Origin of the sequence: Brevibacterium sp. S111 (genome assembly GCF_004745075.1) — a bacterium.
Lineage (GTDB): Bacteria > Actinomycetota > Actinomycetes > Actinomycetales > Brevibacteriaceae > Brevibacterium.
Genome location: NZ_RHFH01000011.1, coordinates 1 through 23,283, shown reverse-complemented (window position 1 = coordinate 23,283; position 23,283 = coordinate 1). Strand labels below are relative to the sequence as shown.

Below are 23,283 nucleotides of genomic sequence, written 5' to 3'. Positions count from 1 at the left end.
GACTTCTGGCTTCAGCTTACGACCTGTCGCGGCGCATCCGGCAAGTGCGGTGTGACCGCATCCGCGTGAATGCAGAGACGGCCCGGGCGCGAACTCCTCTCAGTTCTCGCTCGGGCCGCCTCTGTGAAGCGGGACTGGTCAGTCCGCGTAGAGAGCGTCGATATCGGCGGCGAAGTCCTTGCTGACCAGATGGCGCTTGACCGACTGCTTGGCCGACAGATACCCGTTCTCCTCACTGAGCTCGACGGGCAGGATCGTGAACTTCTTGATCCCCTCAGCGCGCGAGACCGTCTTGTTCACCGAGTCCACGGCCTTCTCGATCTCGGCACGGATCGCTTCGTCGGCAGCGGCCTCGCGCAGATCCATCTGCGGCAGGTCGTGGTTCTTCAGCCAGGTCGGCAGCATCTCGGAATCGAGGAAGATGAGTGCCGAGACGAACTTCCGGTTGTCTCCGACGACGACCGGCTGACCGATGATCGGGTGTCGACGGAGCCGGTCTTCGAGCGGGGCCGGGGCGATGTTCTTGCCGCTGGAGGTCACGATGATCTCCTTCTTGCGGCCATTGATCGTCAGATAGCCGTCCTCGTCGAGGGATCCGAGGTCACCGGTGCCGAACCAGCCGTCGTGGAACTCCTTGGCCGTGGCCTCCGGGTTGTTCCAGTATTCGCGGAAGACCGGCACGCCCTTGGTCAGGATCTCACCGTCGGGAGCGATCGCCACCGAGACGCCCGGCAGCGGCACGCCGACGGTGCCGATCTTCGACTTCTCCGGAATGTTGACGGTGATCGGGGCGGTGGTCTCGGTGAGTCCGTAGCCTTCGAGGACGATGATGCCGAGCCCGCGGAAGAAATGGCCGAGGTGAGCGCCGAGTGCACCGCCTCCGGAGACGGCATGAGTGACATTGTCGCCCATGACCGCACGCAGCTTCGAATAGACGAGCTTGTCGAACAGAGCGTGCTGGAGCTTGAGACTGGTCGGAACCTTGCCCGTGTCCAGAGCCTTCGAATACGCGACGGCGACCTGCTCGGCGCGGCGGAAGATCTTCTCTTTCCCGCCTGCCTGAGCGGTCGCCAGCGCAGAATTGAAGACCTTCTCGAAGACGCGAGGCACACCGAGGATGAACGACGGGCGGAAGCTGCCCATGGCGTCGGTGAGCTTGGCGAGATCCGACTGGTGGGCCAGAACCGCACCGGAGCTGATGGCCAGGACCTCGATGAAGCGTGCGAACACGTGGGCCTGCGGCAGGAACAGCAGGCAGCGCATGCCTTCGGCGAAGACGTCGGGGATCTGCGACTGTGCCGACTGCACCGTCTGCACGAAGTTGCCGTGAGTGAGCACGCAGCCCTTGGACTTGCCGGTGGTGCCCGAGGTGTAGATGATCGTGGCGACCGAGTCGCCCGTGGCCTGGGACCGGGCGGACTCGAGCTGTTCATCGCTGATCCCGCGCCCGGCCTCGGCGAGCTCGGCGAATGCGTCCGCATCCCAGACGCGCAGCTCCGGCTCGGGCAGGCCGGCTGCGGCCGCTGCGGTGGTCAGGCGCTTCGCATGATCGCGAGTCGAGACGAGGCCGTGGGCGACATCGGCGTCCTCGAGCATCCAGGCCAGCTGCTCCTCGGAGGAGGTGTCGTAGAACGGCACGGAGATTCCGCCGGCGAACCACACGGCGTAGTCGCTGAGCGTCCATTCATATGACGTGGGGCCGAAGATCGCGATCCTGTCGCCGGCTTCGACCCCCATGGCGATGAGTCCCTTGGCTGCAGCGCGCACTTCGTCGAGGAACTGCTGTGCCGGGATCTCGTCCCAACCGTCACCGTTCGGTGTGGCCACGAGCGGCCGCTGCGGTCCGTCGGCCACGGTCTTGAGGAAGATATCGGTCGTCGACGAGACGGTATCGACTTCGAATCCGGCGACTGGCGTCGTCGCCTGCGGCATTGTCGTTGGGCTCATGGGTCTCCTTCGAGGACGTAAGTTACTGCCCGGTTATCCTACCGTTCGACCGGTGCACAGTGAAATCAATCACGTTTGCTGTGATAAGTCGTCACTGAACGCTCTGTGGGCAGTCTAACCAAGTCGAATCGAGGGGTGTTCAGAGTACGATGGTCGGAACCCGCTCACGTCTGTCCAGCGAAGGAAGGTAATGACGACGAACCCTGAGGAGACCGGTTTCCGCTATGATGCGGCGCTGGCCGAGAAGATCGAGAAGTCGTGGCAGCGCACATGGGAGGAATCGGGCACGTTCCACACCCCGAACCCCACCGGAGACCTCGGCGAGCTCGCCTCCCAGGACGCCTCCTCGCCCTACAGTCCGCCGACGGATCTCAGTGAGCGCGAATCCCTCTACATCATGGACATGTTCCCCTACCCCTCTGGTGTGGGGCTGCACGTCGGCCACCCTCTGGGGTATCTGGGCACCGATGTCTACGGCCGGTACCAGCGCATGCGCGGGCACAATGTCATGCACGCCCTGTCGTACGACGCCTTCGGACTGCCCGCCGACCTCTACGCCGTCCAGACCGGTCAGCACCCGCGCATCACCACCGATGCGAACATCGCGAACATGACCGAACAGCTGCGTCGTCTGGGTCTGGCCCACGATGTGCGCCGCCGCTTCGCCACGACCGACGACGAGTTCGTCAAATGGACGCAGTGGATCTTCCTGCAGATCTTCAACTCCTGGTACGACCCCGAGGCGACCACCCCCGACGGCGAGCCCAAGGGGGCGGCCCGCCCGATCGAAACTCTCATCGAGCAGTTCGCTTCCGGTGCCCGTCCGACCCCGGACGGGCGCGCCTGGTCCGCCCTCAGCGGGACCGAGCAGGAAGACGTCCTGCAGGGCTACCGGCTGGCCTATGTCTCCGAATCCCCGGTCAACTGGTGCCCGGGTCTGGGCACCGTGCTGGCCAATGAGGAAGTCACGGCCGAGGGCCTGTCCGAACGCGGGAACTATCCGGTCTTCACTCGCCGGCTGCGCCAGTGGAACATGCGCATCACCGCCTACGCCGACCGTCTCATCGACGACCTCGACGGCCTCGATTGGCCGAATGCGATCCACGCCATGCAGGTCAACTGGATCGGTCGGTCGAAGGGTGCGCTGCTGCGCCTGCCCGTGGCCGGGAAAGATGACCGGCAGATCGAGGTGTACACGACTCGTCCGGACACCCTGTTCGGTGCCACCTACCTCGTTCTCAGCCCCGAACATCCGCAGGTTGCCGAGCTCACCGCCGCGGCCTGGGAAGAGTCCGTACCCGCCTCTTGGCGTGGGGGAGAGGCGACCCCCGCCGAGGCGATCGCTGCTTACCAGCGCGCCGCGGCGGCCAAGACCGACGCCGACCGGCAGCAGAGCCGGGAGAAGACCGGGATCTTCACCGGCTCCTATGCGCTCAACCCGGCGACGGGGGCCGAAGTTCCGGTGTTCATCGCCGATTACGTCCTCATGGGCTACGGCACCGGAGCGATCATGGCCGTGCCGGCCGAAGACGCCCGCGACTGGGACTTCGCGAAGACGTTCGGCCTGCCCTATATCCGCACCGTGCAGCCTCCGGCCGACCACGATGAGGACACTCCCTACACCGGCACCGGGGTGATGGTGAATTCGGCGAACGCCGAGCTCGACATCAACGGGCTCGACATCGATGCGGCCAAGGCCGCGGTGACGCGGTGGCTGGCGGACAAGGGCCTGGCCACGGAGTCGACGCAGTACCGACTGCGGGACTGGCTGTTCTCCCGGCAGCGCTACTGGGGCGAACCGTTCCCGATCGTCTATGACGAGAACGGCACGCCCATCGCCCTGCCCGATGAGATGCTGCCCGTGCAGCTGCCCGAGGTCGACGACTTCGCCCCGCGCACCTACGCCGCCGATGACGCCGACAGCCGTCCGGAACCCGCGCTGAGCCGCAACCAGGACTGGACCACGGTCGAGCTCGACCTCGGCGATGGTCTCAAGACCTATCACCGCGAGACGAACACGATGCCCAACTGGGCTGGATCCTCGTGGTACCAGCTGCGCTACGCCGACCCGCACAACGACGAGCGTCTCGTCGACCCGGTCAATGAGAAGTACTGGCTGGGACCGCGGAAGTCGAAGCCGCGCGGCGGCGCCGACCTCTACGTCGGTGGTCAGGAGCATGCCGTGCTCCACCTGCTCTACGCCCGGTTCTGGCACAAGATGCTCTTCGACCTCGGGCACATCTCCTCTTCGGAGCCCTTCCACCGGTTGGTCAACCAGGGGTACATCCAGGCGTATGCCTTCACCGATTCCCGCGGTGTCTACGTCCCCGCCGCCGAGGTGGAGGAGAGGACCGAGAGCAACGGCGAGCTGACTTTCTGGTACAACGGCGAGCAGGTCAACCGCGAATACGGAAAGATCGGTAAGTCGCTGAAGAACTCGGTCATGCCCGACGAGATGTACGACGCCTACGGTGCCGACACCTTCCGCGTCTACGAGATGTCGATGGGACCGCTGGAGCAGGACCGTCCGTGGGAGACTCGAGCCGTCGTCGGCGCTCACCGCTTCCTGCAGCGTGTGTGGCGACTCTTCGTCGACGAATCCACCGGCGAGTCCGTGGTCGAGGAGGGCGGCGCCGATGACGCCTCGCTCAAGGTCCTCCACCAGGTCATCGACGGAGTCCGTGACGATATGGACCATCTGCGGTTCAACACCGCGATCTCCAAGCTCATCGTGCTCACCAACCATGCGACCAAACAGGGTGGGGCCAGCCGTGAGGTGCTGGAGCCGCTCACGGTCATGCTCGCACCCTTCGCTCCACATATGGCGGAGGAGCTGTGGCAGCGTCTCGGTCACGAATCGACGGTCACCTATGCGACCTTCCCCGAAGCGGACCCGCAGCACCTCGTCGACGACACCGTCACCTGCGTGGTGCAGGTCAAAGGCAAGGTGCGCGCCCGTCTCGAGGTCTCCCCGGACATCAGCGCCGACGACCTGGAGAAGCTGGCACTCGAATCGCCGAACGCCGTGAAGGCGCTCGGCGGTGCGGGAGTGCGCAAGGTCATCGTGCGCGCACCGAAGCTGGTCAACATCGTTCCCCACGCCTGAGAAACGGCGCGGCCAATCGCAGGATCGAGAGTCAATGAGAGTCGAAACCGTTCAGGAGCAGATCCGTTCTCAGCTCGGAGTGAGACCGACGATCGACCCCGCCACCGAGGTGGCACGCCGGGTCGAGTTCCTCGTCGACTATGTCCTCACCACCGGTGCGAAGGGTCTCGTGCTCGGCATCAGCGGCGGCCAGGACTCCACCTTGGCCGGTCGGCTGTGTCAGCTGGCGGTGGAGGATCTGCGCCGCCGCGGTGCCGAGGCCGAGTTCTGGGCGGTGCGCCTGCCCCATCATGTGCAGACCGATGAGCAGGACGCTCAGGACGCCATGTCCTTCATCGGTGCCGACCATGAGGTCGTCATCAACATCGGCGCCGCCACGGATGCGGCCGCCGATGAGTACGAGAAGGCGACGGGCACACCGATCACGGACTTCGGCAAGGGCAATGTCAAGGCCCGGATGCGGATGATCGCACAGTTCGAGCTGGCGGGGGAGAAGCGCGCGCTCGTCGTCGGCACCGATCACGCCGCCGAGGCGGTCACCGGCTTCTTCACGAAGTTCGGTGACGGTGCGGCCGATGTCGTCCCCCTGGCCGGACTGAACAAGCGGCAGGGTCGGGCCCTGCTGGCCCACCTCGGCGCTCCCGAGCACCTCATCGTCAAGGTCCCGACGGCGGATCTGCTCGATGACGAACCCGGGCAGACCGACGAATCCTCGCTGGGTCTCAGCTACGACCAGATCGACGATTTCCTCGAGGGCAAGGAGATCGAGGCGGCGGCCGCCTCGGCGCTCATCGAGAAGTACCGGCGCTCCGAACACAAGAGGCGCACCCCGGTGGCCCCGACGGACACCTGGTGGATCCGGCACTGAGGACTTCTGCAGAACCGAGGCATCGGCGAAACATCTGACCGCCGCTGACGATTGCGTCAGCGGCGGTCAGATGTTTCCGGAGTCAGGACTCTTTGCCGTCGGGAGCTGCCGTCGGGATCCGGCAGATGCCCACTCAGTCGGTGAACGGTGGGGTTCCGGAGACGAGTCCGAGTTCGAGCGCAGTCTGGTTGAACTCCCAGCGGGAGGAGACGAATTCGTCGCTGAGGCGTTCGCCGCGGCTGCGAGCTTCCGTGTACTCGCGCCAGCCCTCGTTCCGGGCGTCACCGGGCCGGATCTCACGAGTCGTCGAATCCTCGTCCGATACCTGCGTTTCGTCCTTGACCCACAGCGACAGACCTTCTGCGGCCCGGTAGAGGTTCATGAACGCGGTGTGCGAGCGCGGATTGTCGAAACTGGTCTTCTTGAACTCTTCGCAGAACGTGTACAGGGGCTTGAGCTCGTCGACGGCGAGAGTGCCGAAGGTGGCATCGAGACGCAGCGACTGGACGAGGCCGCCTGAATCCGGGATGAGTTCGAGGATCCGTCGGGCGCGTCGCTCGTCGGGAAGCAGTTCGATCGTGTCTTCGACCGGGGTGAGACCGGGTGTGTCCATCCGTCCGCGCTCGGTGCTCAGCTGCTGGCGCAGCGCATCGATCTGCCGCTGGGACCGCCGCCATTCACCGTGGAACATCAGCAGCGCCACGATCACTGCCAGGCACAGCACGAGCCCGATGATCCACGCGGCAGGGTGCAGTGCGGGGATGGCGAAGGCCACAATGCCGAGCACGGTGAGCACCGCAAACGTCACGGCGGCCGGTGAGTTGGTGAGGAAATCCAGGAAACGCTTCACATTTCCCAGCCTACTGTTTCAACCTCCACATATCGTGCAACCGGGTGGCATATAGTGTGGTGCGAAAACGCATGCCTATACGCAGGAGAGCTCAGCTTGAAGATTTCAGTCATCGGTTGCGGATATCTGGGCGCGGTGCATGCGGCGGCCATGGCCTCTCTGGGACATGAGGTCATCGGTGTCGACGTCGACGAAGCCAAGGTGGAGGCGCTGACCTCCGGGCGTCCGTCCTTCTTCGAACCGGGACTGAGTGAACTTCTCGTGAAGGCTCAGGACAAGGGCAGACTCGAATTCACCACCGATGCCTCCCGCGCGGCCGATGCGCGCGTGCATTTCGTCTGTGTCGGCACTCCGCAGAAGCCCGGCGAGTTCGCCGCCGACGTCACCTTCGTCGACGCCGCCGTGGAATCCCTGCACGAGCACCTGACTCCGACATCCGTGGTTGTGGGCAAGTCGACCGTTCCCGTCGGCACGGCGGACCGACTGGCCGGTGTCATCGCCGACACGGGTGCGGCGATGATGTGGAACCCCGAGTTCCTCCGCGAAGGCCACGCCGTCGAAGACACCCTGCACCCGAACCGTCTGGTCTATGGCGTCGCGCCCGGTGCCGCCGGGCAGGAATCGGCGGCGGTCCTCGACGAGGTGTACGCGGCAATTCTTGCCGAGGACACCCCGCGCATGGTCACCGACTTCGCCACCGCCGAACTCGTCAAGACCGCGGCGAACTCATTCCTGGCCACGAAGATCTCATTCATCAACGCCATGGCCGAACTCTGCGAAGCCTCCGGTGCCGACGTCACCCAGTTGGCAGATGCCATCGGCATGGACGATCGGATCGGGCGCAAGTTCCTCAACGCCGGCCTCGGCTTCGGCGGCGGCTGCCTGCCGAAGGACATCCGCGCGTTCATGGCCCGTGCCGGCGAACTCGGCGCCGATCAGGCGGTGGCATTCCTCAAGGAGATCGACTCGATCAACATGCGTCGTCGCGTACGCATGGTCGACATCGCCCGCGACGCCCTCGGCGGGTCATTCATCGGCAAGAAGATCACGGTCCTCGGTGCGGCGTTCAAACCCGACAGCGACGATGTCCGCGATTCCCCGGCACTGGCCGTGGCCCGGCTGATCGCCACCCAGGGCGGAGTCGTCACCGTCACCGATCCGCAGGCGATCGGCAATGCCCGCATCTCGTTCCCCGAACTCAACTACGTTGCCGACACCGCGGAGGCGCTGACCGGTGCCGATGCTGTGCTGCTGCTGACCGAATGGCGCGAATACCGGGATCTCGACCCGGCGGAGACCGCGCAGCTGGTCAACGGGCACGTCCTCGTCGACGGCCGCAATGTGCTCACTCCCGCGCTCTGGCGCGAGGCCGGGTGGACGTATCGAGCTCTGGGCCGTCCATGAGGATCGGGCTGGTCACCGACTCCACGGCACAGCTGTCGCCAGCCGAATCGAAGGCGCTGGAAGAAGCCACCGACGGTCTCTTCGCTGTGGTCCCGCTGACCGTCCTCGTCGGCGGAGTCGCCTTCGCCGACGGCGAGATCGACGCCGGCCAGCTGTGCGCGAAGATGACCGCCGGCGCCGAGGTCTCGACCTCGATGGCCACCCCGGACCAATTCGCTCAGGCCTTCTCCGGTCTCCGCAGCCGCGGGGCCGAAGCCCTCATCGTCATCACCATGTCCGGTGAGCTCTCGGGAACCTGCGACTCGGCTGTCAAGGCCGCCGAAGCCGAAGACATGCTCATCGACGTCGTCGACTCCCGGTCCACCTCGGCGGGGCAGGCCGGAGCCCTGGACATCGCCGTGGCCGGCATCCGGCAGGGACTCGACGTCGAATCCATCGCCGGGACCGTCGCCGACTGGTGTGCGGGGGAGACCCGCACCTTCTTCGCCCCCGGCACCCTCGAACACCTTCGCCGAGGCGGCCGCATCGGAGCCGCGGAATCGCTGCTCGGCAGGGCCCTGCAGATCGTGCCGGTGCTCGGTCTCAATGCCGGCGTCGTCGTGCCCCTGGCTCGAGTGCGCACCCGCGCCAAGGCCCTCGAGAAGATGGTGGCGCTCTGCGTCGCCGCGGCCGAGGAGCTCTCCGACTCCGGTGCGCACGTGGCCGTGGAGATCCAGCAGGCCGAAGGTGAGACCGACGACGCCGATGTCGCGACCCTGACCGACCGCCTGCGCGAGCTCGGCTTCGACGCCCGGTTCCGGACCCTGTCGACGATCATCACCGCGCATGTGGGGCCCGGCACGATCGGGGTGAGCGTCCAGACGACCCCCTGAGCGTTGCAGCACCGACTCCGCCACCGAATCGTGGGGACGGACGCCTGACTCAGGCGCCTGGGGGCTGGGGACGCAGAAACGCCGTCCACAGGCCCTTTTCTGTGTCTCGCTCGCCGCCGGGTCGCGTCCTAGCCTCGGACCATGGCTGTGTCTCCGGATGATCGATTCGCCGGGCTCCTCAACGCCAGCGCCGAGCGCGGCGGGTGGGTGCCGGGCGATGTCTTCACCGCCGACTCCGCCGGTGAGGAAGAGCCTGTGGCACCTCGGCGGGTGCGGTTGCCTGTCCTCGTCGCGGTCGCCATCGCCACGGTCGGAGTGCTCGTCCTCGGATTCTTCCTCTTCCGCCCCGCCGACCGGCACACACCGACAGCCACCGGCGAACACCCCGCAGAGCAGGCCGACGGTCGGGAAGCAGCCTCCGAACCGGTCGGGTCCTCGACGACGGCCGGGGACGATGAGTCCGGCCAGGCTGCAGCGGCGGGAACCGGCAATGGGGAGGCGGGAACCGCCTCGGCGAAGGCAGCCGGACAGGTCATCGTCCATGTCACGGGAGCCGTGAGATCACCGTCCGTGGTCACTCTCGACAGCGGGGCCCGAGTGGAGGACGCCGTCGAAGCCGCCGGCGGTCTGAAAGAGGGGGCCGACGCCGAATCGGTGAATCTGGCCCGGGTGCTCGCCGACGGCGAACAGATCCACATTCCGCAGGAAGGAGAAGAACCCGCCGGGACAGAACCGGAGTCGGCCGGCAACACCGCGGGCGCGGCCGAAGGCGCCGGCGCCGAGGCCGGAACCGGCGCAGACGGTTCCAGCGGCACCGGGCCGGACCCAGCAGGAGCAGGCGGGGCCGCCGGTGGCCCTGAAGCGGCAGGACAGGTCGATCTCAACACCGCCGACCTCACCACCCTGCAGACCCTGCCCGGGGTCGGTCCGGTCACCGCCGAGGCCATCATCAGCCATCGGCAGAGCCAACCGTTCGCAAGCGTCGAGGATCTGCTGCTCGTCAAAGGCATCGGACCGAAGACCTTCGAAAGCCTCAAAGACCTTGTCACGGTGGGCTGAACGCGCAGCGGCCGTGTCGGCCTGGCTGCGATCGCGGGTTCAACTGTGGCCGGGGTCGGTCCGGCTCCTGTGCTGCGCGGCAGGGTTGTGGACCAGTGCCCTCTTCGCCCCAGGACCCTGGGCGCTGACACTGACGCCGCTGTTCGGTGCCCTCGGGTTTCTCCTCCTGCGACGGCACCACCACCTCGGCGTGGGTCTCGTCGTCTTCGCGTGCCTGCTGACGATACAGATCACCGCCCTGACCGCCGCACGGGGACCGGACGGGAAGGACGAGAGCGTCGGCATCGTCGTCGGTCACAGCCAGCCCGGTGCCACCGGCTGGACCCGGCTGACCCTGCTCAGCGGCACCGGGTTCACCGAGGTGCTCAGCCCCGAAGCCGTCGACGACGGGGCGAAGGTGCGGATGCGCACCGAACGCCTCGACGACATCCGAACGACCGAGACCGCCCCCGAAGTGCTCATCGCACCGAATGGGACCTGGCAATGGCGTGAGCATCTGCGCACCGAGCTGCGCACGAACGCGCTGGCCGCCGGCAACGACGGAGGACGCCTCTTGCCCGGACTCGTCGTCGGGGACACCGGACCACAGGACGCGCGGATGGCCGAGGAGATGCGAGTTGTCTCGCTCACCCACATCTCAGCGGTCTCGGGCAGCAACGTCACGATCGTCAGCCTCGGAGCCGGCCTGCTCGCGGGCGCCTGCCGGGCAGGACCGCGCCTGCGTGTGAGCATCGGAGTGCTCACCTGCATCGGCTACGTCTTCATCGTCGGTTTCGAACCCAGCGCGATCCGGGCCGCCGGCATGGCCATCGCCGCGGCGCTCGTGTTCCTGCGCGGGGGAGGGATCTCACCGGTGGCGGTGATGTGCTCGACGGCGAGCCTGCTTCTGGCCTTCGTCCCGGTCCTGGCCACCTCGGTGGGGTTCGTCCTGTCCGTGGTGTCCACGGCCGCGATCATGTTCGTCGTCCCGATCCTGCTGCGCCGACTCGCCGTCCATTTCCCGCTGCTGCCGAGCGTGCTCGTCACCGCTGTCATCGTCCCGTTCGTCGCCCAACTGGCCTGCACCCCGGTCCTCGTGGCCATCGACCCGCGCATCGGGCTCTGGTCCGTGGCAGCCAACGCCCTGGCCGCGCCCGCCGTTCTTCCGGCGACCGTGGCCGGGTTCCTCAGCCTCGTGAGCTCCGGAATCGGTTCCACCGGACTGCTCGGCCCGGACCTCGTCGCGGCCGTGCTCGCCTGGCTCGGTTCTCTGCCCGCGTGGTGGATCGTCCTCATCGCCCGGTTCTGCGCGGGCCTGCCCGGAGCGGCTCTCGACTGGCCGGTCCCACCCTGGGGGACCCTGCTGGCTGTGGGGCTGCTCGGGATCGCCGCGGTGGGGACCTGGCTGCTCGTGCGTCGTCGCCTATGGGGTCTGCCGGTCCTCGTCCTGTGCCTCGTCCTCACCGCCGCCGTCGTCATCAGTGTGCGGTCGAAACCTCCCGCCGCCGACTGGCTCGTCCTCGTCTGCGATGTCGGGCAGGGATCCGGAGCGGTCATCAACCTCGGCGAGGGTCGGGGGCTCGTCGTCGACACCGGCAAGGAATCCGAACCCATCGACATCTGCCTCGACGAGTCCGGGGTCGAAGAGTTCGACCTGCTCATCTCCCACTTCGACGCCGACCACTTCGCCGGGTACGCGGGAACGACCTGGGGGAGGCAGATCGACCGGCTCTTCGTGTCCGCGAACGTCGCCGACTCGGCCGAGGCCAAGCGGATGGTCGCCGACACCGGCGCCGAGGTGGTCCCGACCCATCGCGGGCAGACTCTGAGCTTCGGTGCGACCACGGCGCAGGTGCTGTGGCCGCCTCGGCGGGAAGTGCCTGCTGGAGAGGACGAGGAGCTGCGCAATGAGGACTCGCTGGTCGTGCGCATCGAGCAGGAGGGGCTGAGCACTCTGCTGCCCGGGGACGTGGGGGCCGAGGAGCAGTTCGTGCTCGCGCAGAGTGTGCAGCCGGTCGATGTGCTCATCGCCCCGCACCACGGTTCGTCCGATCTGGCGACGGAGTTCTTCACCGCTGCACACCCGCGCCTGGGCGTCGTGTCCGTCGGGGAGAACAGCTACGGGCACCCCACCGGCAGATCGCTGCGGGCTTTCGGACCCGTGCCGGTGCTGCGGACCGACCATTGCGGGTCGGTCGCCCTCTATGCCGAAGGACGGTTCAGCACGGGCCGCGGCTGCCCGGAGAGCCCGGGATGAGAAGGAGCGGACCGGTTCCGGGGGCGACCGCCTCGGTGTGGTCGCACGGGCCGGTGCGTGCGGTTCGCGTCTGTCGACCGCGATAGGCTGGGAACCATGGCAGTGAAGAAGACCCTGGTCCCGTGGAGTTCGGCGAAACCGGCCCCCGTCGTCATGATCTCCGGCAGCGAATCGGTGCTTGTGCGCATGGCCAAGGACCGGATCGTCACAGCGGCACGGAAGTCCGATCCCGAGGAGATCGAATTCGACGCGGCCGGGTACCAGACCGGTGAGCTGGCCATGGCGGCCTCACCCTCCCTCTTCTCCTCCTCGAAGCTCATCGTCGTCGACGCCGTCGAGAAATGCTCGGAGGATTTCCTCAACGATGCGTTGGCCTACCTCGACGAACCCAATGACGATGCCGTCGTGCTGCTCCTGCACGCCGGCGGCAACCGCGGTGCGAAGCTGGTGAAGAAACTCGACGCCGCCGGATTCCCGCGCATCGATGCGGCCGTGCTGAAGAACGAGAGCGACCGGGCGAAGTTCGCGCAGACCCGGTTCAAAACGGCGAAGCGTCGGATCGATGAGGCGGGAATGGCTGCGCTCATGTCGGCGCTGGGATCGGATCTGGCCGAGCTCAACGCCGGTGTCGACCAGCTCATCGAGGACACCGAAGGCACCATCACCGCCGAAGTCGTCGACCAGTACTACGGCGGGCGGGTCGAAGCGACCGGGTTCAAGGTCGCCGATGCGGCCGTGGCCGGGGATGTGAAGAAGGCGCTCAGCCTGCTCCGGCATGCCCTGTCGACAGGGTCCGATCCGGTTCCGCTCGTGGCCGCAGTGGCGATGAAGCTGCGCGGCATGGCGAAGGTGCAGGGGTTCTCCGGCACCAGCGGGGAGCTGGCCTCGGAGCTGAAGATGGCGCCGTGGCAGGTCGACCGCGCCCGACGCGAGGTGCGGCGGTGGAACGAAGTGGCGCTGGGCCAGTCGCTCATCGCCGCCGCCGAAGCCGATGAGGCCGTCAAAGGTGGCGGACGTGACCCGGTGTATGCCGTCGAATGGTTCGTCTCCGAGGTCAGCCGCCTCGCCCGCATCCGCTAACCCCCACCACTTGCTACCCGACGGGCGCCCAGCAACCTCGCGCTGTGAGTATTGACAGTGGCTGGTCTGGGACTGGCTGGCAGAGTAGGTGTTGGCCTCTCCATCCTGTGATCGTGACTCCACCTCGCGCTGACCCACACAGTGGTGTCGTGACCTCGATTTGTCCGATCACATGGATGGTGCGGCCGGCACCAGCTCGGCCCACATCGGTAACTTGATCAGAAGGCTGTCCACCCCCAAAAGACCGGGGGCGTGACTCATCACAGTGTTGTTCCGAAGTGATTCCTACCCGGACCGGTACCGGCCGCAAGCGGCCGTACAACCTATCGGTCAAACAGGGAGCTTCGAACCGCTATGTCCATTGTCGCGCACTTGTACAGTTTCTTCATCGGCGTCGATACACACGCCAGAAACCACGTCTACACGATCATCACCAGCACCGGTGCCCTCATCGACACCGGCACCTTCCCAACCACTTCGGCGGGCATTAAACGAGCAATGAACTGGGTTGGCCGGCGCACCGACGGTGACCTCGACACGCTCTGGGTCGTTGAAGGTGCTGCTTCGTACGGGGCGGTGCTGACCGGGCACATCGCCGCGACCGGGTATCCCGTCGTCGAGGCCGCTCGTATGGATGCCAAAGCCCGCCACGGGGTGGGTAAGAGCGACGAGCTCGATTCCCGCCGAATCGCGGCATCCGTATTGCCGTTGGATGCCGACCAGTTGCGGTGGCCGCGCCAGGGCGAAGGGATACGTCAGGCATTACGTGTCCTGTTGGCGGCCCGGGACGCGATGAGCACCGAACGCACCCGTTCGATCAACGCCTTGACCGCGCTGGTGCGCACCAACGACCTGGGGCTCGATGCACGCAAGCCGTTAACGGCCGATCAGTTCGTTGAGATCTCGAAATGGCGGGACAGGAAAGAAGACATCGGCCTGTCCACTGTCCGAGCTGAGGCGATCCGATTGGCCAAACGCGTCCTTGACCTCGATGAGGAGTTGGCAAGCAACCTCGACAAACTCACCGAACTCATCGAGGCCAGCCCGGCGGCTGCCTTGCTGGCCGAGCCCGGGATCGGCCCGTTCAGTGCCGCCGTGTGCTTCACGGCATGGTCCCACTCGGGGCGGGTCCGTAACGAGGCTGCATTCGCAGCCCTGGCCGGGGTGAATCCGATTCCTGCGTCGTCGGGCAACACGCACCGACACCGGTTGAACCGGGGTGGGGACCGGCAATTGAACCGGGCCCTGCACACAGTGATCATGAACCGGATGGTCCATGACGAGCGAACCCGAGAATACGTTGCCCAGCACTACGGTGAGGAGCCGACGAAGAAGTCGAAGAAGGAAATCAGGCGCAAGCTCAAACGGTATCTAGCGCGCCGGATCTTCAGGATCCTCAACGCGCTAGATACCGTTCCTCAATCCGCTTGACAAGACATAGAAGGATCGAGGTTGCTGGGCGCCCGTCGAGATCCTTCTATGTCTGTCAAGCGGCTTGGCCGATCGAGTTCGTGGCCTCGAGAATGCGATACACAGAACGGGCCAAGTGACGCTTCATGCACCGGATGGTCTCCTTCTTCGTCTTCCCCTCGCCAAGCCGTTTAGCCATGTATGCCTGGGACCTCTTCTGGTGAGAAAGCCGCGTGATGGCCACCATGTACAACGCAGAATTCAACCGACGATCACCACTGCGATTAAGCCGGAACCTCACCACATTCCCCGACGACGCCGGTATCGGGCTGACCCCCGCCAGCTTCGCAAACGCAGCCTCTGAACGCACCCGCCCAGGATGCGACCACGCCAGGTAGAACACAGCCGCGGTGATCGGACCAAACCCCGGCTCAGCCAGCAACACCGCAGCCGGGCTGTCCTTGACCAAAGCTTCGATCCGGGTGGCGTAGTCCTTGATATCGGCATCGACTTCGACGACGCGTTTGGCTAACCGAATCGCTTCCCGACGAGCCTCGGTAAGTGCCACAGACTCGTTCCTGATCCGCCACTTCGCAACCGCGTGGATCTTGACGACCGACAGTTTCCGACGCGCATCCATACCGAGGTCATGAGTACGCAACAGCGCGGTGAGCGCATTGACAGTCCGGGTCTTCTCCCGGGTCATGGACTCCCGCGCCTTGACCAGGATCTGCAGTCCCTGACGCGGCCCATCAGCCTGCCGGGGGAACCGCAGCCGCGACTCATCCATCGACAAGACCGTGCCAGCGATCCGTCGGGCATCGATCCGGTCGTCCTTGCCCGTGGCATACCGGTCGCGAGCATCCATGCTGGCGGCCTCGGCGACTGTGTACCCAGCCTCGGCGACATGGTCGGCAAGGATCGCTCCGTACGTGCCGATGCCCTCGATGACCCACAGGGTCTCGAGGTCCCCGCCGGTACGGCGGCCGGCCCACGTCAGGGCACGTTTGATGCCGGCTTTCGTCGTCGGGAATGCAGCAGTATCGACGTGCTCACCAGACTTGGTCAGCACACTGTAGACGTGGTTCTTCGCGTGAGTGTCGACGCCAACGACAAACGCGTACAAATGCGAGATGATAGTCATGACGGTTCGTGATTCTCCTGTGTCGGAACGGATGAGGTCCGACCGTCAACGCGGTCGGCTCCGGTCCGGGAGATAGTCACGTCGAAACACTACTGTGATGAGTCACGTTCGATCAGGAACGGACAACCTTCTGATCAAGTTATCGATGTGGGCCGAGCCGGTGCCGACCGCCCACCAATCACCAGACAGATCCCGACGAGGACATCGTTGGAGTCAGTAGCAATTAGAGTCATGATGATCGATGGAACGGTCAGTCCCTACTCTGCCAGCCAGTCCCAGACCAGCCACTATCAATACTCACAGTAGCAATTAGGGGGAAAAAGACACGGGGTCCGATCCTTTCGGACCGGACCCCGTGAAGCTATAGCCTCAGTCGTCAGCTCAGAGAGCGTTGATCTGCGTAGCCATGCGCGACTTGCGGTTCGCAGCGTTGTTCTTGTGCAGAACACCCTTCGAAACAGCCTTGTCGAGCATGCGGGCCGCGGCAGCATATGCCTGCTGCGCTTCGTCCTTCTTGCCGGCAGCAATGTTCTCGCGCACGACGCGGACGTAGGACCGAACCTCGGACCGGACAGCCTTGTTGCGCTGACGAGCCTTCTCGTTGGTCTTGTTCCGCTTGATCTGTGACTTGATATTAGCCAATTTCAACACTCTTTCGTGTTAGTGGTACATGGTCGTGAGGGCGCATCGGACCGACCTGACCGTCTCCGCGGGGAAACACATCGACGATATCGGATCCGACGGCATCTTCACCCGACCTCGGCGAGACACACGCCTTGATGAAGACACAGCAACCAATGATACAGGCCGGAGTCCCCGGCCGGAAATCCGCGGCATGAGGGTGTCGGCGGTGCAGACCGACGGCAGGTGACGCGCGCCATGGGACGACACCGGCACTCGGCAGAGACGGCACTGAGACCGGGGAGAGAAGTCTCAGGCGCCGACGTTCTTCGCCACGTGGTCGAAGACCTCACGCGGCATGATCGCCCCCTCGCGGCGGATCGACGTCGGATCGAGTCGGATGACGCGGTCGAGCCGGATCTCCGAAGGGCGGCCCTGCGAATCCCAGTCACCGGAACCGATGTTCATCCAGCGGGCGTGCCGATCCTCGCGGACTTCGCCGACCCCTCCGGGAATATGGTCCTTGCTCGTGAGCATGAGCGCGAGCACCCATTTCCCGTCCCGACCGACGACCAGCGACGGCCGGTCCTTGCCTTGCGAGTAGTCCTCTTCGAAGGGAATCCAGCCCCAGACGACCTCGCCCGGATCGGCCTCGCCGTCGAGGTCGGGGGAGTAGCTGACCTTGAGCGGGCCCGTGAAGTCACCCGGGTAGGCACCGCCGGATCGAGGTGATTCACCAGATCCTGACGACCTGTTCGGGCCATTCGACTGCGAACCGCTCGTCCCGGTGCTGCCGCCCTGCGGCGCGGGAGACTGCCGCGGGACATCGGTGCGGCCCGGTGCAGTGCCGGACTTCCTCTTCGACTGCGACTGACGCAGATAGCGCAGGCCCTCCCGGACCCCGATCCGAGCAGCCCGGTTGACCAGTGATTTCCAATTCATGCCCACAGCCTAATGGAGGTGCGTGAACTCCGGCGGGACCCGCAGAGTCAGGTGAACTCGAGAACCGCCTCGACGGGAAAGTGATCGGACGGGTACTTCCCCTCCACGGCGAACGTGTCGATGCGCGTGGAGATCGTGCGCAGGCCCGCCGTGGTGAGGATCCAATCGATGCGGGGCTCGCCGGCCTTCGGTCCCCGGTACCGGTGGAAGGTGCCGATGTCTTCGCCGGGCACCTCAGCGGCCGTGTCGGTGAGGCCGAGCTCTGAGCAGAAGAAGTCGTAGACGGGAGATCCGGTGGCGACGTTGAAGTCACCGGTGACGACGCATGGGCCGGCCGCCTCGGCGATGGTGTCGGCCATGATCCGCCCCGACTCGAGCCGGGCACGTTCGGACCTGTGATCGAGGTGGGTGTTGAGCACCCGCAGGCCGCGGCCGGTGTCGAGATCGCGGACGTCGACGGTCGTCAGGGTCCGGGCGTGCGAGACGCCCCAGGACTCCGAGGCGACGGTCTCGGGCTGTTCTGACAGCCAGGAGATATCGACGGCATCGACATCGAAGCGGGTCGAATCGAGGATCACCGCGGTGAACTCTCCGGAATTGCCGCCGGAATGGCCCTCGCCGAGCCAGATGTACTCTTCGGGCAATAGGCTGATGAGGGTCTCGAGCTGATCGAGCTCCCCTTCCTGGGTGCCGATGATGTGCGGATGGGCGGCGCGGATGAGCTCGGCGGCGATCGGCATCCGCTCGGCCACCGGGTGGCCGTCCATCGCCGGGTAGCGCAGATTGAAGCTCATGATCGAGAATTCGCTCATGGCTCCATCTTCCCTGATCGGGTCCCGAATGGGCGCGGATTCCAGCTCCGCATGCAAGTCATGAAAGAATGAGTGATCTGGTCTGTCTGGAGATCTGATCTGTCAAAGGAAGGGCGTTCATGTCACCTCAGGTGAATAAGGAAGCACTCAAGCGGATTTCACCGTCTGCCACCTCACCCGAGCTGATCCGCAATTTCTGCATCATCGCTCACATCGACCACGGAAAGTCGACTCTCGCCGACCGCATGCTCCAGATGACCGGTGTCGTCGAGAACCGCGATATGCGCGCCCAGTACCTCGACCGGATGGACATCGAACGCGAACGCGGCATCACCATCAAGTCCCAGGCGGTGCGCATGCCGTGGGAGCACGAGGACACCCCGTACGCGCTGAACATGATCGACACCCCCGGCCACGTCGACTTCAGCTACGAAGTCTCTCGCTCCCTGGCCGCCTGCGAGGGCGCGCTGCTGCTCGTCGACTCCGCTCAGGGCATCGAGGCCCAGACTCTGGCCAATCTCTACCTGGCCATGGAGAACGATCTGACGATCATCCCCGTGCTCAACAAGATCGATCTGCCCGCGGCGCAGCCGGAGAAGTATGCCGACGAGCTCGCGAACCTCATCGGCTGCGAACCCGAGGACTGCCTGCTCGTATCCGGCAAGACCGGTGAAGGCGTCGAGGAGGTCCTCGACCGGATCATCACGGACATTCCCTCCCCGGTCGGCGACGCCGAGGCTCCGGCCCGGGCGATGATCTTCGACTCCGTCTACGACACCTATCGCGGCGTGGTCACCTATGTGCGCGTCATCGACGGTTCTCTGACCCCGCGGGAGAAGGTCGAGATGATGTCGACGGGCACGACTCACGAACTGCTCGAGATCGGCGCCTCCTCACCCGAACCGAAGGCGACGAAGGGCTTGGGCGTCGGTGAGGTCGGCTACCTCATCACCGGCGTCAAGGACGTGCGCCTGTCGAAGGTCGGTGACACCGTGACGGCGGCGGCGAAGCCTGCCGCCGAGCCGCTCGAAGGCTACCGGGAACCCAAACCGATGGTGTTCTCCGGACTCTTCCCCATCGACGGCTCCGACTACCCGGTGCTGCGCGACGCCCTCGACAAACTCAAACTCAACGACGCCTCCCTGGCCTATGAGCCGGAGACCTCGACGGCGCTGGGCTTCGGTTTCCGCTGCGGGTTCCTCGGACTCCTCCATCTCGAAGTCCTGCGCGACCGTCTCGAGCGGGAGTTCGACCTCGACCTCATCTCCACCGCCCCGTCCGTGATCTACGACGTGACGATGGAAGACGGCACCGAGACGATCGTGACGAACCCGAGCGAATATCCGACGGGCAAGATCAAGGAAGTCCGCGAGCCGATGGTCCAGGCCACGGTCCTCACTCCGAGCGAATTCATCGGTGCGGTGATGGAGCTGTGCCAGGACCGACGCGGCAAACTCCAGGGCATGGACTACCTGTCCTCGGACCGGGTGGAGATCCGCTACCGCCTGCCGCTGGCCGAGATCGTCTTCGACTTCTTCGACCAGCTGAAGTCCCGGACGAAGGGCTATGCCTCCCTCGACTACTCCGACGACGGCCAGGACGCCTCCGATCTGGTCAAGGTCGACATCCTGCTCCACGGCGATCAGGTCGATGCGTTCTCCGCGATCGTCCACCGCGACAACGCCTACTCCTACGGTGTGGCGATGGCCGGCAAGCTGCGCAAGCTCATCCCGCGTCAGCAGTTCGAGGTGCCCATCCAGGCGGCCATCGGCTCGCGGATCATCGCTCGTGAGACCATCCGCGCCATCCGCAAGGACGTGCTGAGCAAGTGCTACGGCGGCGACATCAGCCGGAAGCGCAAACTGCTCGAGAAACAGAAGGAAGGCAAGAAGCGGATGAAGATGGTCGGCACCGTCGAGGTGCCGCAGGACGCGTTCATCGCCGCGCTGTCCTCCGACGAACCGGATACGAAGGACAGCAAGAAGTAAGTGCCCGCTCAACCGACCGGTGAGGTCCCTCCGCTCGACGGCTCCCTTCCCGCCTCGGCGGGCATCGGTGCCGCCGACCGCGGGCTGAGCCTCTACGTCCACGTCCCCTATTGCCGGGTCCGCTGCGGGTACTGCGACTTCAACACCTACACCGCCGAGGATCTCGGTCCAGGTGCCTCCCGTGACGACTACCGCGGCAATCTCGCCCGTGAGCTCGATCTGTCCGTGTCCACCCTCGCCGAGGCGGGGGCGGGCGATCGTGAGGTCGCGACGATCTTCTTCGGCGGAGGAACCCCGACGCTGCTGGAAGCCGAGGTCCTCGCCGGGGTGATGGACGACATCCGCGCCCGGTTCCGCTTGGCCGCCGACGTCGAGATCACCACCGAGGCGAACCCCGACACCTTGGATCCGGCCTATATCGCGACCCTGGCGGGTGCCGGTTTCAATCGGATCTCCATGGGCATGCAGTCGGCGGTGCCGCATGTGCTGGCGACTCTCGACCGGACGCACGATCCGAAGAAGATCCCCGAGGTGGCCCGCTGGGTCAAGGAGGCGGGTCTCGAACTCAGCCTCGACCTCATCTACGGCACGCCGGGGGAGTCGATCGAGGATTGGCGTCGGTCCCTCGACGTGGCACTGGCGAATGAGGTCGACCACATCTCGGCCTATTCGCTCATCGTCGAACCGGGGACGAAGATGGGGGCGATGGTCCGCCGCGGGCAGCTGTCGATGCCGGATGAGGACGATCTGGCCGACAAGTACGAGATCGCCGATGCGGCGATGACTGCGGCCGGACTGCACTGGTACGAAGTTAGCAACTGGTCGACGGGTGAAAAGACCCGGTGCGAGCACAATATGGCGTATTGGCGCAATGCCGACTGGTGGGGGTACGGTCCCGGGGCACATTCGCATGTCGGGGGAGTGCGGTTCTGGAATGCCAAACACCCGCGGGCGTGGGCCGACCGGCTGCTGGCCGGACAGTCCCCGTCGATCGGACGCGAGGTCCTCGACGCGGGCACGCGCGAGATCGAGAGGATCATGCTCGCCGCCCGCATCGACGGCGAGCTGCGTCTCGAAACCCTGGCCCCGGGCAGTCAGCAGGCGATCAGAACCTTCGTGAAGCAGGGGCTTCTCGATCACGATGCGGCAGAGGACGGCTGGTTCCAGCCGACGCTGCAGGGTCGCCTGCTCGCAGACCACATGGTGCGCATCCTCACCGAATACGTGTGAGACCCCGCGAACGGGGATGAGAAAGGGCCGGTGTCCGGGCAGAGACTGCCCGGACACCGGCCTCGGCTCTCAGATCACTTGATCCAGTTCGGGGTCATCGGGATTCGGTAGCCCTCACCGCGATTGGCGGCCATCGCCGCGATGATTTCGATGACGATCATGTAGATGGTCAGCAGCGGCAGGAGCAGGAGGATGAGCAATCCGATGCCCACGATCGTGAGGATGCCGCCGATGAGTCCGATGCCGAATCCGGCGATGACGCCGATGATGAGCAGATTGAGTGACTGCGCACCATGGTGCCGAAGGTACGGGGACTTGTCCTTGTTGATGATGTAGAGGACGAGGGTGACGATCCAGCCGAGTCCGATGACATAGGTCGCAGCGTGTGCGAGGTGAGACCACAGTGCGGTGGTGCGCTCCGTCTCGTCGGCGTTCCAGAATCCGACCGATCCCGGGCCGTAGGCGGCGGAGGGCAGCTCGGTTCCGATGGGCACCGAGGCGGCCGGGGACTGAGCGGAGGACATCCCCATAGGTCCTGCGCTGTAGCCTCCGTGCTGCCCGTACGGCGGCTGGGAGCCCTCAGCCGGCCAGGGTCCGGACTGCGGGATCTGTGTGTACGGCTGTTGTGGACCGGATGACTGCGAATAGTTCGGCGGCATCGGACGCGAGGGTTCGTCGTCGGGCCGCTGCGGATTCTCTGACATGTCTGTCCCTTCCTGGATTCGTCGGCCGGACGCCGACTCATTTCACAAAGTTGATGGTGAGCGGGAACCTGTATCCCTCACCCCGGTTCGCCGCTGCGGCGGCGATGATGCAGAAGACGAAGTTAGACCACGGGGACGATGAATGCGGCATACATGAGGAGGAAACCGAACCCGAAAGTCACGAGGGCGAGCAGGAACCCGAAGAAGCCGAAGACGAAGAACGGCTCCTGTCGTGATGATCGTGTTTGTGATCATCGCGTTGAGACCCTGCCGGGAATGCTCACGGATGTACGGTGATTCGTCCTTCTTGACCAAGTACATGATGAGCGGCACGAACCCGAAGAAGATGGCACCGAGGTGGCGCCACAGTGCCGTGGTCCGTTCGGAGTCCGAGGCCGCCCAGAACTGTTCGGAACCGGAACCATAGGCGTGTTCGGGCAGCATCTCGGAATTGAAGAGCACAGGATTGACCACCTGCCTCTGCTGACCATAATCTGGCTGACCGTTGTCACCGCTCTACTGCCCATAGTCCACCTGGGTGTAGAGCGTACCGTAGTTCGGTGATCGGTTCGCCTGGGAACCGTAGGGCTGGGTGGAGACCGGCTGACCGTTCTGGCTGGACTGCGTACAGGGCTGCTGGGGCCCGAAGCCTGGGAATAGTTCGGCGGCACGTGGCGCCCGCTGGTCGGCTGTCCGGGGTTGTTCGACATGGTGGTCCTTTCGAAGTTGCTGCCCTCTCACAGTAGTGGAGACCACCACCGGGCGGCGGTGCGGAAAGCCGGACATCTGTGCCAGTTCTGTGACAGAAGCGCAGGCATCGTCTATCGACGTCGACCACTCACTGTGACGATGTCGATGAGTTCCTCGCCCCGCCCGACCGAGTGGGGGGTGCCCCTATGGTTTTCGTCAAGGGGTGACCAAGATTTCTTCGAATAGTCTTGCCGGCTGATGCTGGGCAGGACTGATTGGTCCGGGACGCAGTCTCGGACTGGACGTGGGTGCTTCGGAAC

General features: G+C 65.2%; 17 protein-coding genes. 10 read left to right on the top strand and 7 right to left on the bottom strand.

Translation table 11 applies throughout. From position 1 onward, the window contains the following. Nucleotides 1-138: 138 nt before the first annotated feature. Nucleotides 139-1,947, bottom strand: coding sequence for an AMP-dependent synthetase/ligase (locus tag EB836_RS13245; protein ID WP_135541167.1), 1,809 nt, complete (start codon nucleotides 1,945-1,947; stop codon nucleotides 139-141). Nucleotides 1,948-2,137: 190 nt separating this feature from the next. On the opposite strand from EB836_RS13245, the gene leuS reads away from it, so the two are divergent. Together leuS and nadE are read left to right on the top strand one after the other, a co-directional pair. Further along, complete coding sequence (leuS, locus tag EB836_RS13240) at nucleotides 2,138-5,053, top strand: leucine--tRNA ligase (RefSeq protein ID WP_135541165.1); 2,916 nt, start codon at nucleotides 2,138-2,140, stop codon at nucleotides 5,051-5,053. A gap of 34 nt (nucleotides 5,054-5,087) precedes the next feature. Next, nucleotides 5,088-5,921 carry an ammonia-dependent NAD(+) synthetase gene (gene nadE / locus EB836_RS13235; protein ID WP_135541163.1) on the top strand — a complete coding sequence of 278 codons (834 nt, stop codon included), beginning with the start codon at nucleotides 5,088-5,090 and terminating at the stop codon, nucleotides 5,919-5,921. A 133-nt stretch (nucleotides 5,922-6,054) separates the two neighbouring features. On the opposite strand, the gene EB836_RS13230 is transcribed toward nadE, so the two are convergent. Further along, a complete protein-coding gene (locus EB836_RS13230) occupies nucleotides 6,055-6,771 on the bottom strand; it encodes a hypothetical protein (protein WP_240689970.1) in 717 nt (238 codons plus the stop codon). A 96-nt stretch (nucleotides 6,772-6,867) separates the two neighbouring features. On the opposite strand from EB836_RS13230, the gene EB836_RS13225 reads away from it, so the two are divergent. The 6 genes from EB836_RS13225 (at nucleotide 6,868) to EB836_RS13200 (ending at nucleotide 14,853) form a co-directional block, all read left to right on the top strand. Further along, entirely contained in the window at nucleotides 6,868-8,175 is a 1,308-nt protein-coding gene (locus EB836_RS13225) for a UDP-glucose/GDP-mannose dehydrogenase family protein (RefSeq protein WP_135541161.1), read from the top strand. Beyond that, nucleotides 8,172-9,047, top strand: coding sequence for a DegV family protein (locus EB836_RS13220; protein WP_135541159.1), 876 nt, complete (start codon nucleotides 8,172-8,174; stop codon nucleotides 9,045-9,047). The genes EB836_RS13225 and EB836_RS13220 overlap by 4 nt, the downstream gene beginning before the upstream one ends. 141 nt (nucleotides 9,048-9,188) lie before the next feature. Beyond that, on the top strand, nucleotides 9,189-10,106 hold the full coding sequence (locus EB836_RS13215; protein ID WP_135541157.1) for a helix-hairpin-helix domain-containing protein: 918 nt from the start codon (nucleotides 9,189-9,191) through the stop codon (nucleotides 10,104-10,106). 85 nt (nucleotides 10,107-10,191) lie between these two features. Continuing rightward, a complete protein-coding gene (locus tag EB836_RS13210; RefSeq protein WP_240689968.1) occupies nucleotides 10,192-12,342 on the top strand; it encodes a ComEC/Rec2 family competence protein in 2,151 nt (716 codons plus the stop codon). Nucleotides 12,343-12,438: 96 nt separating this feature from the next. Then, nucleotides 12,439-13,422 (top strand): DNA polymerase III subunit delta, encoded by a 984-nt coding sequence (gene holA, locus EB836_RS13205; RefSeq protein WP_135541155.1) that lies wholly within the window; start codon nucleotides 12,439-12,441, stop codon nucleotides 13,420-13,422. A 354-nt stretch (nucleotides 13,423-13,776) separates the two neighbouring features. Continuing rightward, on the top strand, nucleotides 13,777-14,853 hold the full coding sequence (locus tag EB836_RS13200; protein ID WP_135541153.1) for an IS110 family transposase: 1,077 nt from the start codon (nucleotides 13,777-13,779) through the stop codon (nucleotides 14,851-14,853). A gap of 55 nt (nucleotides 14,854-14,908) precedes the next feature. Here EB836_RS13200 and EB836_RS13195 read toward each other — a convergent pair whose 3' ends face one another. The 4 genes from EB836_RS13195 to EB836_RS13180 form a co-directional block, all read right to left on the bottom strand. Next, nucleotides 14,909-15,976 (bottom strand): IS110 family transposase, encoded by a 1,068-nt coding sequence (locus EB836_RS13195; protein WP_135541151.1) that lies wholly within the window; start codon nucleotides 15,974-15,976, stop codon nucleotides 14,909-14,911. Between the two features lie 381 nt (nucleotides 15,977-16,357). Beyond that, nucleotides 16,358-16,618, bottom strand: coding sequence for a 30S ribosomal protein S20 (gene rpsT, locus EB836_RS13190; RefSeq protein WP_135541149.1), 261 nt, complete (start codon nucleotides 16,616-16,618; stop codon nucleotides 16,358-16,360). 291 nt (nucleotides 16,619-16,909) lie between these two features. After that, on the bottom strand, nucleotides 16,910-17,539 hold the full coding sequence (locus EB836_RS13185; RefSeq protein WP_135541147.1) for a type II toxin-antitoxin system PemK/MazF family toxin: 630 nt from the start codon (nucleotides 17,537-17,539) through the stop codon (nucleotides 16,910-16,912). 47 nt (nucleotides 17,540-17,586) lie between these two features. Continuing rightward, nucleotides 17,587-18,351 (bottom strand): endonuclease/exonuclease/phosphatase family protein, encoded by a 765-nt coding sequence (locus tag EB836_RS13180; RefSeq protein ID WP_135541145.1) that lies wholly within the window; start codon nucleotides 18,349-18,351, stop codon nucleotides 17,587-17,589. Between the two features lie 119 nt (nucleotides 18,352-18,470). Between EB836_RS13180 and lepA the strand changes: the two genes are divergently transcribed. Both lepA and hemW read left to right on the top strand, forming a co-directional pair. Continuing rightward, complete coding sequence (lepA, locus tag EB836_RS13175) at nucleotides 18,471-20,339, top strand: translation elongation factor 4 (RefSeq protein WP_135541143.1); 1,869 nt, start codon at nucleotides 18,471-18,473, stop codon at nucleotides 20,337-20,339. After that, complete coding sequence (hemW, locus tag EB836_RS13170) at nucleotides 20,340-21,569, top strand: radical SAM family heme chaperone HemW (protein WP_135541141.1); 1,230 nt, start codon at nucleotides 20,340-20,342, stop codon at nucleotides 21,567-21,569. It abuts the gene before it with no gap. Between the two features lie 74 nt (nucleotides 21,570-21,643). Here hemW and EB836_RS13165 read toward each other — a convergent pair whose 3' ends face one another. Beyond that, nucleotides 21,644-22,273, bottom strand: coding sequence for a DUF4870 domain-containing protein (locus EB836_RS13165; protein ID WP_135541139.1), 630 nt, complete (start codon nucleotides 22,271-22,273; stop codon nucleotides 21,644-21,646). Nucleotides 22,274-23,283 lie beyond the last annotated feature (1,010 nt).